Annotated in this window: 14 protein-coding genes; 3 read left to right on the top strand and 11 right to left on the bottom strand. The window is 53.3% G+C overall.

The features are described 5' to 3' along the window. Nucleotides 1–135: 135 nt before the first annotated feature. From ACQ4N8_RS11710 to ACQ4N8_RS11700, 3 genes are all read right to left on the bottom strand, one after another. Nucleotides 136–1,854 carry a hypothetical protein gene (locus ACQ4N8_RS11710; protein WP_430704537.1) on the bottom strand — a complete coding sequence of 573 codons (1,719 nt, stop codon included), beginning with the start codon at nt 1,852–1,854 and terminating at the stop codon, nt 136–138. 108 nt (nt 1,855–1,962) lie between these two features. Further along, nucleotides 1,963–3,588 carry a response regulator transcription factor gene (locus tag ACQ4N8_RS11705; RefSeq protein WP_430704536.1) on the bottom strand — a complete coding sequence of 542 codons (1,626 nt, stop codon included), beginning with the start codon at nt 3,586–3,588 and terminating at the stop codon, nt 1,963–1,965. Beyond that, on the bottom strand, nt 3,585–5,327 hold the full coding sequence (locus ACQ4N8_RS11700; RefSeq protein WP_430704535.1) for a cache domain-containing sensor histidine kinase: 1,743 nt from the start codon (nt 5,325–5,327) through the stop codon (nt 3,585–3,587). The genes ACQ4N8_RS11705 and ACQ4N8_RS11700 overlap by 4 nt, the downstream gene beginning before the upstream one ends. 206 nt (nt 5,328–5,533) lie before the next feature. Here ACQ4N8_RS11700 and ACQ4N8_RS11695 point away from each other — a divergent pair, with 206 nt between their 5' ends. From ACQ4N8_RS11695 to ACQ4N8_RS11685, 3 genes are all read left to right on the top strand, one after another. Next, nucleotides 5,534–6,385: an ABC transporter permease gene (locus ACQ4N8_RS11695; protein ID WP_430704534.1), complete on the top strand. Its 852-nt coding sequence runs from the start codon at nt 5,534–5,536 to the stop codon at nt 6,383–6,385. 265 nt (nt 6,386–6,650) lie between these two features. Continuing rightward, on the top strand, nt 6,651–7,295 hold the full coding sequence (locus ACQ4N8_RS11690; RefSeq protein ID WP_430704533.1) for a carbohydrate ABC transporter permease: 645 nt from the start codon (nt 6,651–6,653) through the stop codon (nt 7,293–7,295). 203 nt (nt 7,296–7,498) lie between these two features. Further along, complete coding sequence (locus ACQ4N8_RS11685) at nt 7,499–7,909, top strand: helix-turn-helix domain-containing protein (protein WP_430704532.1); 411 nt, start codon at nt 7,499–7,501, stop codon at nt 7,907–7,909. Between the two features lie 101 nt (nt 7,910–8,010). Here the strand turns inward: ACQ4N8_RS11685 and ACQ4N8_RS11680 are convergent, their stop codons facing one another. The 8 genes from ACQ4N8_RS11680 to ACQ4N8_RS11645 form a co-directional block, all read right to left on the bottom strand. After that, entirely contained in the window at nt 8,011–10,851 is a 2,841-nt protein-coding gene (locus ACQ4N8_RS11680) for a cellulase N-terminal Ig-like domain-containing protein (protein WP_430704531.1), read from the bottom strand. Nucleotides 10,852–10,885: 34 nt separating this feature from the next. After that, a complete protein-coding gene (locus ACQ4N8_RS11675) occupies nt 10,886–13,120 on the bottom strand; it encodes an FAD-dependent oxidoreductase (protein ID WP_430704530.1) in 2,235 nt (744 codons plus the stop codon). Nucleotides 13,121–13,806: 686 nt separating this feature from the next. After that, the gene (locus ACQ4N8_RS11670) at nt 13,807–14,628 is read right to left on the bottom strand and encodes a helix-turn-helix domain-containing protein (RefSeq protein ID WP_430704584.1); all 822 of its coding nucleotides are present in this window, start codon (nt 14,626–14,628) and stop codon (nt 13,807–13,809) included. 69 nt (nt 14,629–14,697) lie between these two features. Beyond that, nucleotides 14,698–15,831 (bottom strand): GDSL-type esterase/lipase family protein, encoded by a 1,134-nt coding sequence (locus ACQ4N8_RS11665; protein ID WP_430704529.1) that lies wholly within the window; start codon nt 15,829–15,831, stop codon nt 14,698–14,700. 84 nt (nt 15,832–15,915) lie between these two features. After that, nucleotides 15,916–16,698, bottom strand: a complete 783-nt coding sequence (locus ACQ4N8_RS11660) for a hypothetical protein (protein ID WP_430704528.1) — start codon at nt 16,696–16,698, stop codon at nt 15,916–15,918. A 37-nt stretch (nt 16,699–16,735) separates the two neighbouring features. Beyond that, complete coding sequence (locus ACQ4N8_RS11655; RefSeq protein WP_430704527.1) at nt 16,736–18,826, bottom strand: family 16 glycoside hydrolase; 2,091 nt, start codon at nt 18,824–18,826, stop codon at nt 16,736–16,738. Nucleotides 18,827–18,878: 52 nt separating this feature from the next. Continuing rightward, a complete protein-coding gene (locus tag ACQ4N8_RS11650; RefSeq protein WP_430704526.1) occupies nt 18,879–20,492 on the bottom strand; it encodes a response regulator transcription factor in 1,614 nt (537 codons plus the stop codon). Next, the gene (locus tag ACQ4N8_RS11645; RefSeq protein ID WP_430704525.1) at nt 20,467–22,218 is read right to left on the bottom strand and encodes a sensor histidine kinase; all 1,752 of its coding nucleotides are present in this window, start codon (nt 22,216–22,218) and stop codon (nt 20,467–20,469) included. The genes ACQ4N8_RS11650 and ACQ4N8_RS11645 overlap by 26 nt, the downstream gene beginning before the upstream one ends. Nucleotides 22,219–22,300: the final 82 nt, after the last annotated feature.

Raw genomic sequence — 22,300 nt, 5'->3', positions numbered from 1 at the left:
CAAAGTAATTGAGTAAATGAATCCCCACCTCCATAATAATACAGCGCTTACATTTATAGAAGTGATAAAAATTTTAAGATGGTATGCGAACATGTTAAGGGAGCCGCTTTCGCACAGCTCCCCGAAGCTTGTGTATTATTTGGAATCCTGATACCATTCATTGGCTTCCTTGGTGACTTGTTCACCGCCAATTTCATACCATTCTTTAACGAACTTATCGAAATCGTCAATCGGCTTTTTGCCGTAAATGATGCCGATGAACGTCTCGCCTTCCAATTTGGCCAAGATGCCGTTTTTGGACTGCATCGTTTTAGTGGGCGAACCCGTGAATGCGTGCGATATATAAGAGCCCGCGTTCCAGCCGTCATCCACGTACTCGGACGCTTTCAAAATTTTCGGGTTCGACAGCAACAATCGCTCCTCGGATGCGGAGCTCGGTGCAGCTCCTCTGCTCAATTTGGCCATCAATTTCAAATTGACAAACGGATCCTTCGGCTCCATCAGTACATATTTGGCCGGACCGACCTTTCCACCCGGAATATCCGCATCATCTACGGAGATGGTTCCGTCCGCTTTAACGGTGTAGTCATAATCTTCATACCATCCGTTTTCAAACTCGCTTCCCGGCTTTCCTTTTTCAAAAATGCGGTTCAGGTAGAGGAACAGGGCGTCGACGTGCTCAAAATCCTTCTTGACGATCATTCCGCCCCGAAGGAAGGTGGAATCCCGAGCAGCAGCCTTGCCGTTTAATGTCGGCAGCGGATAAGGATTCATAGTCGCGCCGGGCACGTTCTTCTCCAGGTCGGGAATCGGCCAGTTCGGCAGCCAGTAAGGCGCAACGGCAATGCCTACACGTCCTTGCCCGATCAATTCGGCCAGTTTGTTTTCGTCATGCAAACCCGCTTCTTTCGAAATATAACCTTTCTCATACCAGTCTCTTAACCGGAGCAGGCCATCCTTCATCTCCGGAAGCGTCGAGCCGTGAACTAGTTCCCCGTCTTTCTCCAACCATTGGTTAGGAATGGTGCCCGAAGGCCCGAATACCCAGGTGCTCTCCCCAAGCCAGCCGCTGAAGACATTAGGGTTGGAACCGCCGGAACCGAGACTTACCCCGAGAGGGATGATATTGTCGGAGCCGCCCGGTTTTTTGTCCAGCATAGCTTGCATAAGGGCTTCCATTTCTTCAAAGGTTGTCGGAGCCTTCATGCCCAGTTGGTCAAGCCAATCCTGTCTAATCCACATGACAGCGTTATCGTTTCCGGCATGGGCAAAGTTGGGAAACGCCATCCTTTTGCCGTCGTAGGTAACCTGGCTCCACATCAGCGGATGGGAACTATAAATCTCCTTGATCGTGGAAGAAGCGTATTTTTCGTAATCTTCCGAAATATCCTTATACCTTCCGGATTGAATTAATTCGTTCAATAAGGTCATATCCTCTGTCATCAGCACGTCCGGCAAATCCTCGCCCGATGTCAGCATCAACCTCATTTTCGTGGCGAATTGGTCACCGGGTACCTGCCACAAATATTTGATATCGATCCCTAATTGATCGTGTGCCCATTTCGTGTGCACGTTGTTTTCCACGGTCTCCCCATTTTTGAACTTCATGGTGGAGTCGGTTGGTTTCACGGTCGTGATCGTCACGGGCGTTTCAAACTTATAAGTCCCCTTTTGGATGGCTTCGGCAATGGAATCCTCCGATTCCGCGGCCGTTTGCGATTGATCCGCTGCATTGCCTTTATTCTCCGAAGCTTTGTTCCCGCTGTTCCCCTTATTATTGTTTCCGGAACAGGCTGTTGTCAGGGCAAATAGCATGATCAGCGCAAGCGCCAGAAATGACAGTCTTTTTCTCATCTTTGATCCAGAACCTCCCTATTCGATATAGTAAAAGCTGCAACTTCATCTTATTACAGCGCTTACAACCGAGTAAGAGACAAAGTTTTAAGGTGATATGCGAAATTCTTAAGATTCGGCCAGGTGGCGGTCTCTGTATTCCTGAGGGGTGACTCCGTAATAATTTTTGAACAGCTTGCTGAAGTATGGGGGATTCTGGAACCCCAGTTGGCTTGCCAGTTCATAAATCTTGATATCCGTCGTACGGAGTAACATGCCCGCTTTTTCCATCCGGTACCTCATGATAAAGTCGCTGATATTCTCTTTCATTTCCTGTTTATACAGAGTGGACAAATACACAGGGTGAAGATTGACATGATCGGCAATCGTTTGCAGCGAAACATCCTCGGCGATCCGGTGCTCGATAAAACGGTGGATCTTTACGATAAGCTGGTTTTTCGCGTCCCTGAATTCGCGAACACTGCCGGATTCCAGACTCTCCAGCATATTCTCGGCCCATTCCATGACCCGGCCGGATTGGCTTAACTTTCGCGGATCCGCCGCCATATCCGCCTCCCGGCCCGATACTTCCATCAATGTTTTGCTCTGCAGGTGGGCGATATAGAGAAAGGAATTCGTCAATGAGCAGACGATTTCCAGCATATGCTCTTCGGTGTCCAGTTTTTTGGCCCTCATCTCCTCGAATACGTCTTTTAACTTTGTGCGTGCATCCGCCCAACGCCCGGCTTCCAGCAGCTGTTGAAAACTGGGAGGACTGTGCAAGGAGCGAAGCGAGCTGGATTGGGAACGGGATTCTTCGGCTCTGACGACGATTTCCCGCTCGCTGCGGGGCACCTTCCGGAAAGCGTTCAACGACTTGCGGTATTGTTCGGCGGTCTCTTCCGGAAAACGGCTCCGTCCGCCGATCAGGATGGAGATTTGTACCTTGAGAAATCCGGAAACCTTGGATTGCAGCTCCTGGGCCGCCTTTTCCAAATCCTTGCCGTTCATCCGGTTGCCGGGGTCTGCGGGACTATCCGTTTTGGCCTGCAGCAAAAAACACAAATAGCCAAAGGAATCCTTGCACGACCATACAAGATAATCCGTGTCCAAAATCTCACCGGCGATATTATGGACGGCAAATTCATACAACAAGGAATCCTCATCGGACTCTCCGAAAGCTCCGTCCAACCGCAACAGCAGCATAGCGCATTCCATGCCCGGTTCAAACCGGAGAAGGTATTCGCTCATCCTCTCCGCCAACACGGAATCTGGCAACCCCCTCCCGGATAACAGATCGGTCAATAAATTCGATCGCAACAGAGGCAAATGAACGTAAAGGGTCTGCCGGGCCCGTTCGAGTGAACCGATCTTCTCCCATTCCTGTTCGATGAGCGACTTGACGCGGGCAACCTCATCCATCAGTTCTTCATCCTTGATGGGCTTCAGCAGATAGTTCAACGTACCGTACCGGATGGCGTCCCGGGCATACTCGAATTCCCCGTATCCCGACAATAAAATACACTTGGTCCGCGGATAGTGATCCTGTATATGCTTGCATAGCTGCAGCCCGTCCATTCCCGGCATCCGGATATCCGTAACGACGATATCGATGGAGGTTCGCTTCAGCATTTCCAACGCTTCTGGTCCGGACGCCGCCTGAAACACGTATTCAATGCCGATGCGCTCCCATTCATTGGCTACCATGCTTTTCAGCAGCACCGGTTCATCGTCAACCAACAGAAGATGTATCATACGAGCTCTCCTTTCGTTTCCTGCTCCCTTTTCCATCGAAGCGTCACGCATAACCCAGACAACCGTTTCGAAGGTTGGATGAAGACGCCTGCTCCCGGGCCGAAACGCTGCTTTAACCTCTGGTGAACATTCCATAGTCCGCATCCCGTGCTGCCATCCATAGGCTGATCCAGACGCAGCATATATTCTTTGATCTCCGAGTCCGTCATCCCGCCGCCGCTGTCCTCGATCAGCAATACGTTCCAGTCCGGTTCCCGGCAGCCCGTAATCAAGACGGTCCCCCAGCCGGGCTTGGGCTCAATCCCGTGCACGACGGCATTTTCCGCGACGGGCTGCAAAATCAGCCTCATCACCGGCTCGTTCAACATTTCTTGTGGAATATCGATCCGATACTCAAGGCGCTCCAGCCGGTACGAATAGATTTCCAGATAGTGAGCGACCAGTTCCACTTCCTCTTTCAACAAGGGCATCTGATTCTCGACACGCGTGATATAGCGGTAATACCCTCCGAGATGATAGGCCATATCTTTGATCGTTTCGGTAAGGCCCACCTTCGCGCAGCCGGCGATGAATGACAGGCAGTTGTACAAAAAATGCGGGTTAATCTGGGATTGGAGTTGCTTTAAAGTAGCAAGCCGCGATCGGTTTTGTTCCTCGTATACATTTTGGATCAAGTGTTGAATTTTCGTTCCCATGTCGTTAAAGCGCTGCATCATGTAGTCGAATTCGTTATGAAACCTCCGATGGATCCGGAACGAATAATCGCCCATCTCAAAATGCTTCAAACCTTTCATAATCAAGGCCACCGGTCTTTGCACATTCAAATACAGCAAATATGATGCGGCAAATCCAAGGATGATCAACAGAATCATGCTGAAATAAAACAAATTCCTGCTCTCGATAATCGGCTTGTGAAACACGTTGGTGGGGACGTAATCGAACAAATAGGCATCCAGCTCCGGAAGATACGCGTAACTCAAAAACACTTCCTGGCCGTTAAATTTTACGTTTCTGTGCCCGCTTCCGCTTAAGTCTTCCTTGAGCAGGTTTGCTCCGATTTTCATGAATTCACTGTCATTGGCCGCGGAGTTGGAGAATACGTTGCCCTCAGCCGTGAGCAAAAAGCATTGTCCTTGACTTTCCGGCTTGTAATGCTGCAGCATTTTGCGGATATTGTCCAAACCGAACCGCACCTCGAAGACAGCGTTGACCGTCTGGGACCCGTATTTCGATAAGAAGGGGTCCCAAACATAAAGCTGGTAATATGCGGAATTCAGGGAATCTCCGGGATGAAACCTCCATTTTCCGTTGACGGCCCCATCCAAGACACGCTGATCATAGCTGTCATTCAGATCGGTCGATACCCGGGTTTGAATATCGGGCAAGTATACGGATAGCTGATTGGACCAATTGCTGGAGAAGCTCTGAAGGTATAACTTTTCTTTGACATGAGTCTGAAAGTCTATCATCCGGTAATAGTTTTTGGTGAGAATGCTGAGCTGCAGATCCAAAACGGACGAATCCCGCACCAAGACGCTGGAAGACAGAGAAAGCCGCTCAACGTTGGATTCGATCTGGTTTTTCAGGAACGTGAGCTGGCTTTCATTGTAATTCGTCATCTGGGAATCTATGACCTTGATACTGGCTCTGCTGAAGTAGGCGTATAGGAGAATAGCGGGAATCAACAAAATGAGAATTACCCCGTTAATCTGCAGAAATATCGCCCTGTGCCGCTTCATTGCACAACCCCCTTAATATTTTGACAGCTACCTTAAATATGTATTCTATGCAATAAAACGCTTACAGAATAGAATGTGTTTATTCAATAAACACCCTAGGAGGAGGAGTTCGATTGGAGAGTACCGCTATTATATCATCGCCTAAGGCTTCGCCAAAGTTAAAAAATAAACGGCGTCCGTTCCGCAGGACCTGGAGACTGCACCTCATGCTGCTGCCCGCAGTGCTGGTCGCTCTTATCTTCAAATATGCCCCGATGCCCGGAATCATTATGGCGTTCCAAGACTTTAAACCATGGCTCGGCATTACCGGGTCTTCCTGGGTTGGTTGGGACAATTTCAATCTCATGTTTGACATGCATGATTCCGTTCAGGTCATTTGGAACACTCTTACCATTTCCATTCTGAAAATTATTTTCGGCCTGATCGTACCGGTCACCTTTGCATTGCTGCTGAATGAAGTCCGCAATATCGCCTTGAAACGTTCGGTTCAAACTTTGGTATACCTGCCTCACTTTATGTCCTGGGTTATCCTGGGGGGGATCCTGCTGGATTTGCTTTCGTTGGAAGGCATCGCCAACCGTTTGCTTACCTCCCTTCATCTGGAGCCGGTCATGTTTCTGGGTGACGGGAACTGGTTCCGGGCAACCGTCATTGTCAGCGATTTGTGGAAAGAGTTCGGTTTCTCGGCCATCGTTTTCCTGGCCGCATTGTCCGGCATCAATCCCGCTCTGTATGAAGCCGCTGAAATCGACGGCGCCGGCAGATTTCAGCAGACCATTTATATTACTTTGCCTTCTTTGCTGCCGATCATCATCGTCGTATTCACCTTGTCCTTGGGGAATGTGCTGAACGCCAACTTCGATCAGATCTTCAATTTGATCAATCCGCTGGTTCTGGAGAAAGGGGATATTATCGATACGTATGTGTACCGCACCTTCCAGGGGGGCCAATACAGCCTGGCGACCGCAGTGGGCATCTTTAAATCCGTGATCGGTTTCGTTCTGATCAGCGGTGGCTATTACTTTGCGTACAAGGTAGCGAATTACCGTATTTTTTAACGTTTAAGAAACAACAACGGAGGGCAAATCCATGTATTATAAAAGTCCGTCATATCGAATATTTTATTATTCCAATCTGGTGCTACTGATATTTGTTTCCATTCTTTGCATTTTGCCGATGATTCATATTTTTGCCGTTTCCCTGAGCGGAAAATCCGCCGCGGATTCCAACCTGGTCTCATTCCTTCCTATCGACTTTACTCTGGAGAGCTATGCAAAAACCTTTGAAAACGGTAATTTTTTGTCGGCAATCGGGGTTTCGGTTATGCGAAGCGCGATCGGTACGGTCATGGGCATGGCGGTAACGATGCTGGCGGCCTTCTCCCTGTCCAGAAACAATATCGAATTCAGAGCCCGCAGCTTTTATGTTTGGTTTTTTCTGATCATCATGATCTTTGACGCGGGACTTGTGCCGCACTACATGCTGAATCAAAAGCTCGGTCTGGTGAACTCCTTCTGGGTGCTCATCCTGCCGCACCTGATCAATGTATGGAATATGATTCTTATGATGAATTTTTTCCGGGCGATTCCCAAAGATTTGGATGAGGCGGCCATTGTGGACGGAGCATCGCATTTCAAAATTTTTGCTTCGATTTATTTGCCCATATCCTTGCCGGCTATCGCGACCCTATCCTTATTTACCCTGGTCGGCCATTGGAATAGCTGGTTTGATGGAATGCTGTATTTGAGATCCGCGGAACAGTGGCCTCTCGCTACGCTGCTGCAAACCATTGTCGTGGTCCAGGACTTCAGCAAAACCGGCATTAATCCGGAAAATTTGGAAATGCTTTCAAACCGGAGCGTAAAATCGGCGCAAATTTTTATCGCCATGCTTCCGATCCTGGCGGTCTATCCTTTTCTGCAGCGATATTTCGTGAAAGGGATTGTATTAGGCGCTGTTAAGGAGTAGTTAATAATGAACGCCATAGAGAAAAGATTTGAGGAGTTATACCGCTATAACCCGGATTTGCAGCCGCCGGATGATTTGGAGGCGTCAGGGCCGCAACGCTGAGCGGACGCTGGACCGTCAAGGATACGGAGCGGCTGTTATCGACGTACCGCTATATGCGGGAGATTGGAAACAACATACGCGAAGAGCCCGCTTCTGGCCGAATGAAACATATGATAGAGGATTTGTGGCGGCTCTTCGAATTCGAACGCAGCATCGCCGAGGAAGAAGCGCAACTTGAAGGCGGCAGTCCCGATCCGAACATGCAAACGGCGCGCCAGTGGTTGCTAGAGCACGCCTATGCGCCGATGGCGATGCGTGAGCTGGCGGACGCGCTTGACATCACTCCAGTGCAATTGACTCGGCGATTCCGGGCAGCCTACCGGATCACGCCTTCGGAGTTCGTGACGCGTCTCCGGCTTGAGCGCGCATGCCGGCTGCTGGAAGAGACGACGCATCCGCTCGAATATATAGCGCAACAATGCGGATACGAGAACGGCTTCTACCTGAGCCGCGTGTTCACCGCCAAGCTGGGTTTGCCGCCTTCCGAGCATCGCAAGCTGCATCGCGTTTAACCTCCTAGCCATGCATCCAGACTTCAAGGAAAATCCCCGCTCCGGCACGAAAACGTAGTAAAGCATGAACGTAAACATAAAACAGGGCTCTCATTTGCCTCCTACAGAATTACGACATTCGACTCCAGCCCGAAACCGTATACGGCATCTTCGCTCCGGTGATAAGCCTTGACTAAAAATTCCGTGCCGGCGGGCTCGATTTCCGGATAATCGTAAGTGACGGCGTCAGCATCCGTATGCCCGATCCGTTCGAAAATGGTGCCGGCCTCGGACGCAGTAACAGGCTGACGGCGCCAGACGGTATAGCCGCTTATATTCACTCGGGGCTCCGGCGGATTCCAGCTCAAACGAACGCCCTTCTCCAGCGGCTCGGCCCGCAGACCGGTTACCTGGCCAGGCACCGGCATGACCGTTATGCCCGTTTCTTCGTACAGCTCAAGATTCGCCGCGCTTTCCGCCCGGATGACGAACGGCGTTGCACACGTGACGAACGGAGCCGTGTACGCTCCCTGCTCATCCACGTATCCGCTTGCTTCGTTCCCGCCCGGAACGCCATTCACGTACCAGCGTATAACGCCATCCGGTTCATCTCGCAGCAGAGCCGCAAAGCGGTACGTAAACCCGCCTTTCATCCGGAGCGGAAACCGAATCAAGGCATGGCCGGAATCGGTGCTTGCGTGCGGCGCTTCCTCCAGCTCCTTCGGCCACAACTCCAGCGGCCCCGTGAAGCGGTCCGCCGGAATTTCCGACGCAAACCACAACGCCGCCAAATTCGCATATCCGTAGTACTCAAAATATAGGAAGTTCGGATAATCATTGACGGAGGACAGGCACATGAACCCGTTGTTGGCCCCTCCCGGAAACGCCCTTCCGTAAGTTTCGCTCGAATATTGCTGCGACGGAATATTGGTCGATACCCCGTACATGAGCCCGATTCCAACAGGATTCGCCCCGGTGAAATAAAACATCTGCTCCCAAGCGGTATCGATCATCTCTTGGTCATCCAGCAGTTTCCCCGTCTTCAGCAGCAGCGCTCCGTTGGCCAAATGGTGGAACGATCGTCCGATTTCACCGAAGTACTGATAGCTCAGTGTTCCTTTTTGACGGATCAGTCCTTTGCTTCCCGCCTTCATGGGGGTCAATCCATAAACGTTTTGCTTGGAAACGGCCAGCAAATAATCCCTGCAGTAGCTTTCGACCGATTGAATCCAGCGCGGTTTCCCGGGCTCATCCGGGAAGCGTTCGATCAGGCGGAACATGCCCTGGTAAATCCATGGCACAAGGAGAATTTCCTGTTCGGGCTTTTCCCCCCAGGGACTGCGGTACGCGCTGTCCAAATCCGTGAATTTGGCGTAGCGCCCCCTGTACCCGATCCATGGGTCTTTGTCCGGCTCTCCGGTGTAGCGGTACCAGCCCTTGGCCGAAACCGTCCCATCCCCTAACGCTTCCGTCACCTGCAGCTCCATAAACCGGTCCGCTTCCCGGATCGCCCGCCGCTTGTAACGTTCATCTTTCGTAAGCTCGAATACAAGAACGTTCAGCCAAATCCAGGCGCTGAGCGAATATTTTTGCGGGAACGGCCGGAACAGGCCGTCGATTCGTTCATAGCCCCGCAGCACCAACTGCTTGACTCTTTCGAAAAAGGCGGGATCCTTGTCATAGAAGGTCAGGCAGGCTTCGGCAGGGCCGAGCAAGAGAGACGTATAGATCGCTTCCTTGTTCAAAACACTATATTCGTTGCTGCCGCCGATTAAATCAAAGGGATCTGCCAGCAGCACTTCGTCCCCGCTTCCGAAAATACCGTCCGTATGTTGGAAGCCGTCGGCATGGGCTTGAAGCGTAACCTCCAGCAGCCCGTCCTTTCCGAGGAAGGTCAGCACGCCGTCCAGTCCCCAGCGAACCTGATCGTAAATCCAGTCGGCTTTGTCCCAGAACGGATCCATCTGCTTTAGCAGGCAGTATTGCGCCACGATCAGCGAGGTGTTCGGATACCGCCGCAGATCATCCCCGTCTCCGAAGCTTTTCCCGATATACCGGTAGGTTCCGTCCGGGAACCGTCCATCGTCCCAGCGTACCGCGAGCAGATCTCCGAAATTTCCGACTATACTGTCTTCCCCAATTCTCCGCAAACCAAAATAATGCATGGCCGATAGCATTTGCAAATCGTTCCACAAGCGCTCCCGGACCCGGAAAGTACCGAAGGACCGATAGCGCCCAATTTCAACGTAGTACTCGCCTTCTTCCGCGAACACGGAGAAATCCCCAACCTGAACGGTGCCGAAGTCATCGGTTACCGTCGCAAGTGGCCCCTCGAAAACGATGCGATGATCATCGGCCCGCCTAACGGCGAAGGCCTCGCCGGGGTCGATGCCCGAGAATTGGTAGAATACCTTTTTCCGCTGCTCCGGCTGAAACCCGTACTGGGTCAAAACGACCCGCCCGCCGCGCACATAATCATCAACCTTCGATACGCGATTCAGTTCGGCGCCGTGGATAAAGCCGGGCGCAACGGCAGCTTTGCCGGGGGCGTATAATTGAAACTCCGCCAGGCACGCGGCCTCGTTATAGCAGTAAAATCTGATCTTGGACGCCGTAACCGGTTCAAACCTGAGCCAGCAAGAATCCACTCTATAATTCGTCATCCGGGTTCCGGGAATGGCCAGCCACTCGCCGGCGCCGTTCTGAACCTGCAGCTCGTAATTCCAATTATTCGTATAACAGTACCCGGCGCTGGTATAGACATAAGCGCTGCCAACCGGGAGCGGTTCCCCCAAATCCACTTCCAGCCAATGGGGCCCTTCGCTTAGCTCGCTGCTCAGCCATCGGGACGCTTCGGATATGGCGCCGTCAACCGCTTTTTCAGGAATGTACGGATTTTGGAATGAGCTTGCCCGCACCGGCTTTCCGCATGCCAGATTATCCAAGTATGGTTGAGATTCCATGTTTCGCTCCTCCGTATTCTTATTGATCCGCCCATTAGCGGTTTTCGCAATACGCTCTGACCTCATACACGGCGGCGTACGGCGTTCCCCAGGTGGAGCGGATGGACAAACGGACTTCATCCGTCAGGACCGTGCCGAACTTGTGGATCCGAAAACGTTGATAGTTGCCGCTGACCTCTTCCACCTTCTTCCACACCCCGTCTACCTTGGCTTCAATCGTGTAATCCTTCACGCAATTGGCAATGACGCGGAACGGATAAGGCACCCACATATTTCGCAGGTCTTTGTCCAGGTCCGTATCGAAAGCGATCTGGATCCGGTTCAGTTGTACCGGTTCGCGCCACTTCAGGGTCAAGACTTCCGGCTCCGCAAAATCCGTCTTGCCGGACACCCACAGATTCGGCTCATGGTAAGGCCGCGCGAAGCCGTTGACGGCTTTGTCCGGCGTGTAAAGCTCCGGCTCCGGCTTCAGCCGCATGAAGGGAGCCCCCGCATGGTCGAGCCGCGGCCACTTGGCATACACCTTCCGCCCCCTGGGATAATATTGCATCAGCCGGAAGCCCGGCAGCCGGTCCACGGAAGCCAGAAGCATCAGGCCTGCGCCCTTCACGTGCAAGAAATACCAACCGTTCATCAGATTCGCCATCCGCAGGGGCAAGGTCACCCACTCGCAGCCGCCATCTGCCGAAACGTCGCAGGTGAAGGTTCCGATACTCGAGGCCGGGTAGAAATTGTTCTTCTCGTCGCACTGCCACAGCTCGGCCTCGAGGATACCCTGACCCTCCAGCATCAGGCTCACTTCTTCCAAGCGGCCGTCCATCACCGGGAACATGATATCGTTGCCCTCTCCGCTCAAATCCAGGCGGATGGCGCGCTTCGGCTCAAACTCCTCGGCTCCGCAGCCGGCATGCACGGAGGATGCGCTCAACCGGGCTTTGGGGGCCAGATCCGCCGGATCGTTGCCAGGTACGCCAACAATGTAATGGTCGTCCTTCAGCAAGCTTTGCTGGATTCGCTTGATGGAATCCGCCGTCAAATCGGCCGGGAATACTCCCTTTGCCAAGCATTCATGGGCGGCTTCGGCGACGGCTTCCCCCATCTGGGCGCCCGTCAGCATGACGCGGGTGGAACACATGGCCACATGCGTAGCGCTGATGTCCCGGCCCGCAAAGAACAAATTGTCCACGTTCACGGCATACAGACACCGGAGCGGAATGTTGTACAGCCCTTTGTGATGGACGTGGTGGGAGGGCTCATTTTCCTTGTCCCAGAAGCCGCCGGAGGGATGATGGTCCAGGCTCCAGCCCCCATAGGCAACCGCGTCGGGGAACTCCGTTTGGTTCACGATGTCCTGCTCCGTCAGCTTATACGGTCCAGCCAGCCTGCGGGATTCCCGTTTACCGGGGATGGTGCCCACCCATTCCAGCTCCAGGTTGCGGGTTTCCGGCCGGTGCTCCGGATCATTCTTCAGATGGTCCCATATCCCGTAAACGATGCGCCACAGCTCATGCTTAACGTCCTCGTTGTCGCGGATCGTATCCCGTTCGCCGCCGTATTCAATCCACCAGAAGTAGATGCCCGTTTGTTTACGGGAATGCTCCCGGTGCTCCAAATCCTTCTCATCAAACCGGTGGGCCCAGGACGGACGCTCAAACTCCACCGGATGCCCCGCATCCTTGGCCAAAAATAGGATCGTTCCGCCCAAGGTAGCCGGTTCATACGAGTCGGGTGCAAGGCTCTCGCCGTACTCGTCCTTGCCCTCTTGGCCTAAGGAATAAGGCACACCCGCAAGATAGCCGATGGATCCGTCCCCTGTGGAATCCAGGAAATAAGAAGCGGTGAAGGTGGTCCAAATCTCAGAAGCCAACGTGAAACCTTTGACGCTTCGGACCCGGCTGCCGTCCATATGGACTTCCGTCACCACCGTGTTCAGGAACAAATCCAGGTTCGGTTCTTCCATCACCATGGTATGAAGAATGATATGCCATCTCTCCGCCGTACCGTCGGGGTTCCAGTACAGGTTTTCCAGCTTAAGCTCTTCCATCAGCCCGGTTTCCCGGAAATAGGCGTTGTTGCCTCCGCCGTCGCCGCCGTGCAGCCAGACGCGCACCTCTTTGCTGGCGTTCCCCCCCAAGACGGAACAGTCTTGGATCAGCGCGGTGTTAAGCCCTCTCCGGGATGCGGAAACGGCTGCCGCAACGCCCGCCATACCGCCCCCGATTACAACAAAATCATACGACAAGGTTCTCTCTTGAAATGTAGCGGTCATATTACGTTTCTCCTCCTGCCAGTAGTGCTTCCTGCTAGAGGTTGTTCAAAAAGTCGTCTTGTGAAGATTTAAGAATGGACAGACATCGGAGCGTTCCTTCCTTAAATCGCAAGAAAAGCTTCATCTTAGGGCGGTCTGTCCTCTTTGATTGTTCATCGGTAGAGTTTTTCTTATCACGAAGCCGGTCAAGAAGCTTATTCGACGTCGAATCTTGAATACAGCCTGGCCAAGCGGATGCTTCCGTAGTTCCTGCGTAGCTTCCGGCAAGCTAACGGACACCAGAAACGCTATTGGCCCGCTTTGGGGCAGTTCCCGATTCTAACGGACCGAGGAAACCTTATTTCGGACAAAAGCAGCTAAATGGCCGCCATGAGAGCCTAATAAGGTCTCTGGAGTCCGTTACAGCGGGAAATAGCCGGGAAATGGGCAAATAAGGTTATTACGGTCCGTTACGCAGCCCGCTACAGATGTCCCTAGCTTTATACGACCTAAAGCGTTTTGAAAAAACGCACTTCGGAAGCATACGCTTAGCGTTGTGAAAAAACGCACACCGAAAGCCTATGCTTCGGTGCTGAAAACCCGACTTTTTGAATATGCACTTTTATAAAACTATCCTAACAAAAAGAAGCGCCTCCTCGACAGAAGGCGCAGCGATTATTACTAGCACAAAACGCTTATCGGACCGCTTAACGCTCCTCCCCCCAGATCCGGAATTGGCGCCTGTACTCCGTAGGCGTATACCCGGTTTTGGATTTAAACAGCCGGGCGAAATAATTGGGCTCCGAGAAGCCGAGCCCCGCCCCGATCTCGGATATGCGGCGGTCGGTTTCCGCCAGAACCCGTTTGGCTTGTTCGATCTTCACGTAATGGATATAATGGGCCGGCGGCAGTCCGGTGTACTGCTGGAAAAGCTTGCGAAGATGAGAATCGCTCACATCCGCAATTTCCGCCAGTTCCCGCACCTCCGGCAACCGTTCGGGCCGGGCAAGAATATAATCGACGGCCCGTTTGACCCTGATATCGCCGCAGGCGCTGACGGGGTCGTTCCGGCTGCCGACGCCATCCTTGATCAGAACCGCCATCAAGTGCAGCAGGTCCGACTGGAGCATCAATTTCCGGCCCACCCCCTCCTCCTCCCGATGCCCCAGCATCCGGCCCACCGATCCCCGAACCTCGGCGGACGCTTGCGATTGGGACCGGATTCCGAACAGCTCGAACCAGTCTCCTGTGCCGTACAGCGGGACATTCCCTTCAAAATTGATGCTAACCACCTGGGCCGCCATACCGGTACGATTGAATAATTCCGTTCCCGCAGGAATCACGAACAGATCGCCGCACTGCCCCTGGTATGTCCGCCCATCCGCCCGGACAAACAGCACCCCGTCCTCCACCAGCCAGATGACGCTGTGCTCCAGTTGCCTCGGTTGCATACGGTGGCGTTCGGTCAAGTGGTAGCGTGTGATATGCAGGAAACGAAGCTGTAAAGAATCGATGTAGGGCTCGAGCATATGCAACTGTCATCACTCCCATTCTGCACAAAATTACCCTATTGAAGTTTGTTCCATTTTAGCGACACGTCATCTTCCGCCGCGATCTTGATACTCATGATCCATTTTACCCGTTTCATTCAGTTCATGGGATTGGTCGATTTCAAACCCTGGATGTTTTACAACAAGATACGGTTGGAGGATGGTTGTGAGTAAATTAGCCGCTTTCTGATGACCCCTATCTGTCGGATGCCGGCCATCAATGTAGTCGGCAGAGCCTAACCACCCCGTAGTATCGATATAATGTAAGTTCACATCCCCTGCCGAGATACGCGTGTTGACCGCAGCTAGTGTCGGTACACTCTTGAAACCACGAAATGTCCGAAGGACAAAGATTTTTGCTGAAGGATATTTAGCGCGAATATTTTGCAAAAATGTCGTATACGTATCTTGGAAGGTAAAGTCAGGAACGTTGAACGTGTCGTCATTCGAACCAAGGTTAATCACGACCGCCGTCGGTTGCTTGAGTGTGAAATCCCAATCCGGCGAACTCGGGAAAGCTACCGTCTGCAGTTTGAAATATTGTCTACTCATTCCTATGGAATTGGGAGAATAACAGGCAACGTTGTCTGTTAAACAAATTCCCGGATAAGCGATTTGCGAATGCTCCGCATTCAATTGTTCAGCTGTTATCCAAGCATAAGCGGATAAAGCGGCATTTGTGCTCAAGTACCCGGTCGTAACCGAATCGCCGATAAATTCGATGAAATTCCCCTGAAGAGAAGGAGGTTGTGTCGTAGCCCCGCCGTCCAGCAGAAGGCCGTTGAATATGATAAAATCGGATCTATCCTTTGCTGCTATGACAAGGGAATGCGTTCCGGCTGATAAGGGGACCGGCGTCAAATTGACGATTCCACTCACATTGGTATGGGCAATGTAACTGCCGCCATCAATTGAAGCGTACATATTAACCGACCCACCTAAATTAATCTTGACTGATGTGCCGGTGAATTTGACTTTAAAATAGGCACCTGGCCAGTAGCTCGTGTATTGGGTGGAAACGCTTTTATCCCAACGACCAAAATAATGGATATTGCTGTCTCCGGGACTTCCATCGCCTGTTGCAGAATAGGTTCGTGCCGGTAAAATCCCCAGTATTGCAAATAATAAGAATCCTACTAAGATCAACTTAAAGCCTTTAGGCAATACATGTTTAGACTCCATTACGCAACCCTCCTTTGTGTCATATCCCTGCAGCAAACAGGCCCCGCCCCCCAATCGATGGGCGGAATCGGCTCAAACCGCATCTCACAGCGTTATTCCCTCATAAACCTGCCGATTCACCTTTACCTCAGCCTGCTCCAGCTGCGCCTTGAACCAGTTCTCGTAACGCTTCTCGCCCCACTGCTGAACCAAGGCGTCCCGTACCGTCCCATAGGCTGGCGGACTAGGCTCACCGGCTAGGCTGCCGGCATATTCTTGCCTAAGCTGCTCCTCCGTTGGCGGGCCGTCATGCTCCGCCAGCCACTGCTTCAGGCCGAGAACGGTGCTGGAAACGACATACCGGTAATAGGCCGATTCGCTGTATTCGCGGGGACCGTAGATCACTTGACCGGCGGCTAGCCGCTCGGCGCGGTCCCGGTTCTCCGCTTCCCACTCCCTGAGAAAAGCGTCATAACCAACCGCTGCATGCAGCCCTGCCTTGCCCGCCGCCAGCTCACGAACCCGATCCTCTACCAGAAAGCGAAGCGTCGCTTCCTTCAGCCGCTCAAGCGGCGCTTCACCTCCGCAGGGTACGCTCCAGAAACGCGCATCGCCCGGATCGCAGCCGTATGTCTGCTGGCAGTACGTTATGGTATCGGTGCGAAGCTCCGGCATGCGGGCTTTGAACTCCTTCAGCGTCACAGGCGCGCCGTCCACCGTCGCCACCACCGTACTTTCATCCTGAGTTTGCGGCTGTGCCGCAACCCCAACCGAAGCTGAAGCGGGCGGCTGTCCGAACCATCGCGAACCAAGCAGCGCGAAAACAAGCAGAACGATTAAACCGCCTGCCAGATACAGATAGGTCTTTCCGCGATCGGTCCGAATCATCGCCCCTCCCCCTCCTTGTGTATGAAAATTCTAACGATTACTGATCAACCTTCACATCGTCAATCCGGGCCGTGCTGGTATGCATGCGGATTCCGATTTTGCCGGCAGGCAAAGCCGACGGATCGGTCCACTGGAGAAGCTGAACGCCATCGACGAAGCCGGTAATCGCATTGCCGCTGACCGTCGCCTTCATCGTCGCCCATTGGCCCGGGGTGACGGCGTAGCTTGCGCTGCTGACCAGCTTCATGGTGCCGCCGCTTTTCTTGTATAACTCAACCTTGTCCCCGCCGTCGTTCAAGCGGAGCGTATAATAATTGGAGTTATCCGCGTAACGGAACACCAGCCCCGCGTTGCCGGTAGCGGTGAGCAGCTTGACGCGTGCGGAATACGTATAGTCGCTCCAGGACGCATCCCCGGTATAAGCCAGCGCTTCGCCGGAGGCCGTATTTTGCGACAACGCCTGGCTGCCGTCCGTTGCCAAACCCCATGAACCGCCGGAGACCGTCCAGTTGCCGAAATCATTGTCCTCAAAGTCATCGGAGAAGATCGTAACCGGCTGCGGAACCGTGCCTTGATACTCGAATGCCCCGATATCCGGCGCACCGTTGTACAGCAGGTTGCCGAAGAAGTCCTTGCCGCCGTTTACGGCAACCGCAGTACCTGCATTAATCAGCGGAGACGTTGCCATCAGCTTATAGCCGTCCGCCGCGGCACGGCCCGTTGCGGTATTCGGACTGACGAATTTCGGATCGCCGACGATTTTGTTAGGATCGTTTGGAACGCTGGAGTTCAGTCCGTAGAAGCTGTTATGATCGTAGGCCATTCTCGGGCTGTTGGTATATTGTCCGCTTGCCCCATTGTAGAAAATATTATTTTTGTAGTAAGCCATTCCGGTATTGCTGGCATGGGTCAGCGCCCGGTTCTGCGTGCCGGAGCGGTAAATGACATTGTTGTAGACGTACAGATTGCCCCCGCCGCTAATCAGGTTAAACGCGCCGTTTCCGTCGAGGTCATTCTGGCTGATGTTGTAGCGGAAGGTGTTCTCGTCCGTCTCGTTCATAACGAGCAGCGTACCGCCCTGATTGTTGTGGCTGTAGTTGTATTGGTAAACGCTTTCTTTGACCTGAACGTCAAAATCCCAAGGTTGACCGTCGCCTTCCAGCTTGCGGGTATCGAAAGCTTCATTGTACTGGAACACCGCTCCCGTCGTATAGTAGGCCCACTGCGCCGCAACCACGGCGATATGGTCGAGATAGCTCACGATGCCGGTGTTCACGTCGCACGCGTTGCCGATGGCACTGGTCGTATTGTACTCAATGAGCGGGGATACGCCCGCCCGGACCAGGATGCCGTCCCGGTGGATCTTCTCCACATAGTTGCCGCGGATCACGACGTTCTTGAAGGCGTCGAACTTATGCGTCCAGGCGCTGTTCGAGAACGCGTCCGTCATCGTCTGGATGCCCGTGTCCGCTACGTTGACGATCGTGTTGTTCTCGATCAAAATGCCGTCCCACGTGCTCTCGATAGCCGTATTTGTGCCTCTGGCATGGAAATTGATGCCACCCGTACGGCGGTCCGTGCCAAAAATATCATGGATGTCGAGGTTCTTGATGTAGATATGCTTGAAGTTTCCGGCGCCGGTACCTTCACCCGCCACAAGGACGCCGTGGCGTCTCATGTCTGTCGGCTGCTGGCCGCTCGTAATCTCCAGGTTGTTGATTTCCCAGTAAGACACATTGCGCAGCCGGACGCCAACCCCTTCCCCGCCCACACTCGTATTTCCGAAATGGATTAACGGTTTGGAACCGCTTCCATAACGATCTAAAACAATCGGACTCCCTTCGGTCCCAGACCCCTTCAGGTCTAAATACTGATTGCTCCACACGCCTCCGGCCTTAAGCAAAATGCGGTCGCCGGGGTTAAAGGTCACCGTGTTCACCTTGGTCAGCGTCTTCCATGCCGACGCTTCGCTTGTTCCCGCCGCACCGTCGTTGCCCAGCGCGGAATCCACGTAATACGTGGTGCCCGCCGCCTCAGCAACCGGGCTTGCCGCGCCTGACACCAGACTCGTCAGCAGAAGGCTGACGAGAATGAGCAGGGGCATCATCGCTTTGCTTTTTCCCTTCACTTGTATCACTCCTCGTAGTCTGATTGCCTGTTTGCATGCACAGTTTTCGGCTTTAATCCTCCGTTTCGCTGCAGGCGAAAATCTGATTTTTGCATTCGCTGGGGTTCTTGCCGCTGTATTTCTTGAATACTTTGGAAAAATACGCCCGGTCGGAGAAGCCGAGGGTATACGCCACATTCTCCACCGTTTCGTTCTGCCGGCCCAGCATCGTAATCGCCATATTAATTTTGTACTGGTTGACGTAATCGGTGAAATTAACGCCCGCCAGCTTCTTGAAGTATCTGGAGAAATAGCTGGCATTTAAATGCAGATGCTCCGCCATATCCACGGAGGTAATCATCCGGTCGACATGCTCGTCGAGAAACCGGTCGATCGCCTGCAGGCGGATATCCTTCCCCTGGGCGGGGGACGGCGCCAGCGTGTTCTGTCTCCACAGATTCCGCAGCTCCCGCTTGGTCAAGCGAGCGGTTTCATCGATGTGCACGGCCTGCTTGAGACAGGCGAAAAAGCCGCTCTCGGTAACACCGCTCGATTCAAACACCATCTGACGGACGAAGTTGCCGCAGATTTCCTTCACCATCCGGGGCAGCAGCCGCTCGGAGGCGACATGCTGGGTCCACGAATTGACCGCCAAATCGATCCACGTGGCATTGCCCTCCTCGAGCGCCATCGACAACATGGCCCGTTCCTTATCCCATCTCCGTTCCGTCGTTTGCCGGAAAGCGGCCCGGGGCTCCACAGCGGTAACTGCTTTAGCCTCCGGGTACACATCGTAGAAGCTGTCGTCCCGGTATTCGCTCAGCGTTTTATACACGGCATCGAACTGCTGCAGCAACACGGTCTGCGCCGAATAGAACCCCCGTACCTTAATCTTCAAATATTGCTCCGCCTTTTCCCGGACCGATTCCATGAAATCAATCAAGGGCTGATACGAAGCATCCGGTTCGGACACGTTCCAAATGAGATAGATCCCCATATCCTCGGTCAGGATCGGCGTTATCGCCGCAGTCCCCGCGGATAATTCCATGGCAATATTATTGGCGGCAAAATGAATCAGCGGCACATCCCCATAGCTGTAGCGCTCCGTCAAGGAAGCGGTGTCGATATGGAAGAAGCCTTGGCGGAAATAGGGCAGCTTCCAGAAGATGCCCAGACGTTCGCCCAATAAGAGCGTCTGGGCTGCATCGCTGCCCGGAGACAGCAATTGTTTCAGGAAGCTCTGCCGCAGCACCTCTTTATTGCGTTCGATCGCCTGCCGGAACGAATAACGCTCCAGCAGTTCCTCCCGAGTGCGGTAGCGGCTTATCGCCTTGCCCAAACTAAGCCTAAGCTGCTCGGGCGATAGTTCATCCTTGATCAGATAATCGTCGGCTTCGAGTTGGAACGCCCGCTTGGAATATTGGAAATCCTCATAACAGGTCAGGAAGATGAGCCGGACCTCCGGTTTGGTGATCCGAAACGCCTCGGCCAATTCGAGTCCATCCATTCCCGGCAGTCCGATATCGATGACCACGAGATCCGGCAGCGTCGCATGAAAGTCCTCCAGCGCCTGACCGCTGCTGGAAGCCGAAGCGACAAGCTGCAGCTCCAAATCAAGCGCACCCAGCAAATGCGCCACATACTCCAGCATCGGAACATCGTCATCGATCAGCATTATCGTCATCATGAATAACCGCCTCCTTGCCGCTTGCTATCGGAATAAATAAGGTGAAACTCATGCCGCCACCCTCGCGGGCCGCCGCTGTCAGACGGGCCTGGTACCCGAACAGCACCTGCAGCCGACGCGCCGTGTTAATCAGGCCGACGCCTTTATCCTGCTGCCGGGGAGTTTCGTCCTCCATTCCGAGCAGCCGCCGGTTCAGCCGCACAATCGCGTCTTCCGTCATGCCCCTGCCATTGTCGCTGATGGCAATCTCAAGCTTCTGGCGATGCAGCGACGCGCGCAGCTCGATAGCCGGGTCCGCCGGACGCGAGGAAAAACCGTGATAGATCGCATTCTCCACGATCGGCTGCAGCAGCAGCCTCGGCAGCTCGATCGACTCCGTTCCCTCGCCCAGCTCATAGTTGAACTCAATGTTCAACCGGTTGCGGATTTGCATGACTTGAACATAGCTTCCCAGCACCTTGCATTCCTCGGCCAGCTTCAGCGGCTCGTCGACATGGACATACGCGCGAAGCAGCTTCATCAGCGCATCGATCATGGCGCCATGCGGTTCATCTCCGGCCAGCAGCAAGCTGACCTTGATCGAATTCAGCGTATTGAGCAGAAAATGCGGCCGGATCTGCGCGGCCAACGCCTGCAGCTCCAGCAGCCGCTTCTCCTCCTGTTCGCCTTCCACCTGATGCAAGAGCCCGTTGATATCGTCCAGCATCTGGTTGAATGCAGCGGAGAGAACGGCGACCTCGTCTTTGCCCTTCACCGGAATTCGGACATCCCGCTTCCCGCCGACATACTGCTTGACGCTGGAACGGAGCAGGCCGATCGGCCTGTTGATATGCCCCGCCCAGAGCATGGACAGGATCAAAAACGCCAGAAAAAACAAGCCAACGACTGAAAGCGTTACCAAAAATTCCCGGTTGATTTGGCTGTCGATGAATCCCCGGGGCATCTCGCCGGAAAGCACCCAGCCGGTCTTCGGAATCGAGACTCTGCTTGCCAGCATGTCGCCGGAAGCCGCAGCTTCGCTCTTGCCCTTAACGGCAATGATCTCGCCCGACCGGTCGCCCAGCAAGAAGAAGATGTCGGGGTTGCCGGTTTCCAGCAGGCTGTGAAAATACGCTTTCGGAATCCCGATGAACAGCGTAGCCAGCTTCTCATGGTTGCGCGGGTCGATGATGATGCGTGCGGCATAATAGTATTCGGGGTCGGAGTGGGCCTCACCGGAGGGAAACCACTGCAGCGTTGTCGTTTCGTTCTCGTCGAGCCTGCCGCTTTCCCGCAAAAACTGCTCCGTAAGCTCCGAGAACACCGGGGCGGAGCCGTCTCCCATAATAATTCGGTTCTGCTTGTTGACGATCATCATTTTCAGGTTGGCATCCGCCGACTGCACCAACAAAATATCGGCCATTGACTTCAGCCTGGAGTAATAATCGTACAGCTCAAAATTGGTAAAGCTTTCAGCATCCTTCAGATGCCGAAAGCTTTCCAGAATATCCGGATTGTGAGTCTGAGAGAAATAGACCGAAGCAAAGGAGATGCTATCGATCGTCTTCCCGATCTGATTCGCAATGACCGTGAGCGTTTCCTTATTGGAACGCGCCAGTTTATCGCTTACGTTTTGCTTCACGGAGGAGTACGACCAGAAGGTTACGGCGATAAAGGGAAACAGAATCAGGATCAGGAACGAAATTTGCAGTTTGCGATGGAAAGAAAATCTTCTTAGCCATTCCATGATGTAATCATCCTTGTCCTGAAATATCCGTAGTTATACTTTCATTATAATCCCTTACCGCCGCGATTACCTGACATTATCT

Source organism: Paenibacillus macerans, from assembly GCF_050565405.1.
GTDB lineage: Bacteria > Bacillota > Bacilli > Paenibacillales > Paenibacillaceae > Fontibacillus > Fontibacillus macerans_B.
The sequence above is the reverse complement of the archived record's forward strand: the minus strand, read 5'-3'. Positions and strand labels throughout refer to the sequence as shown.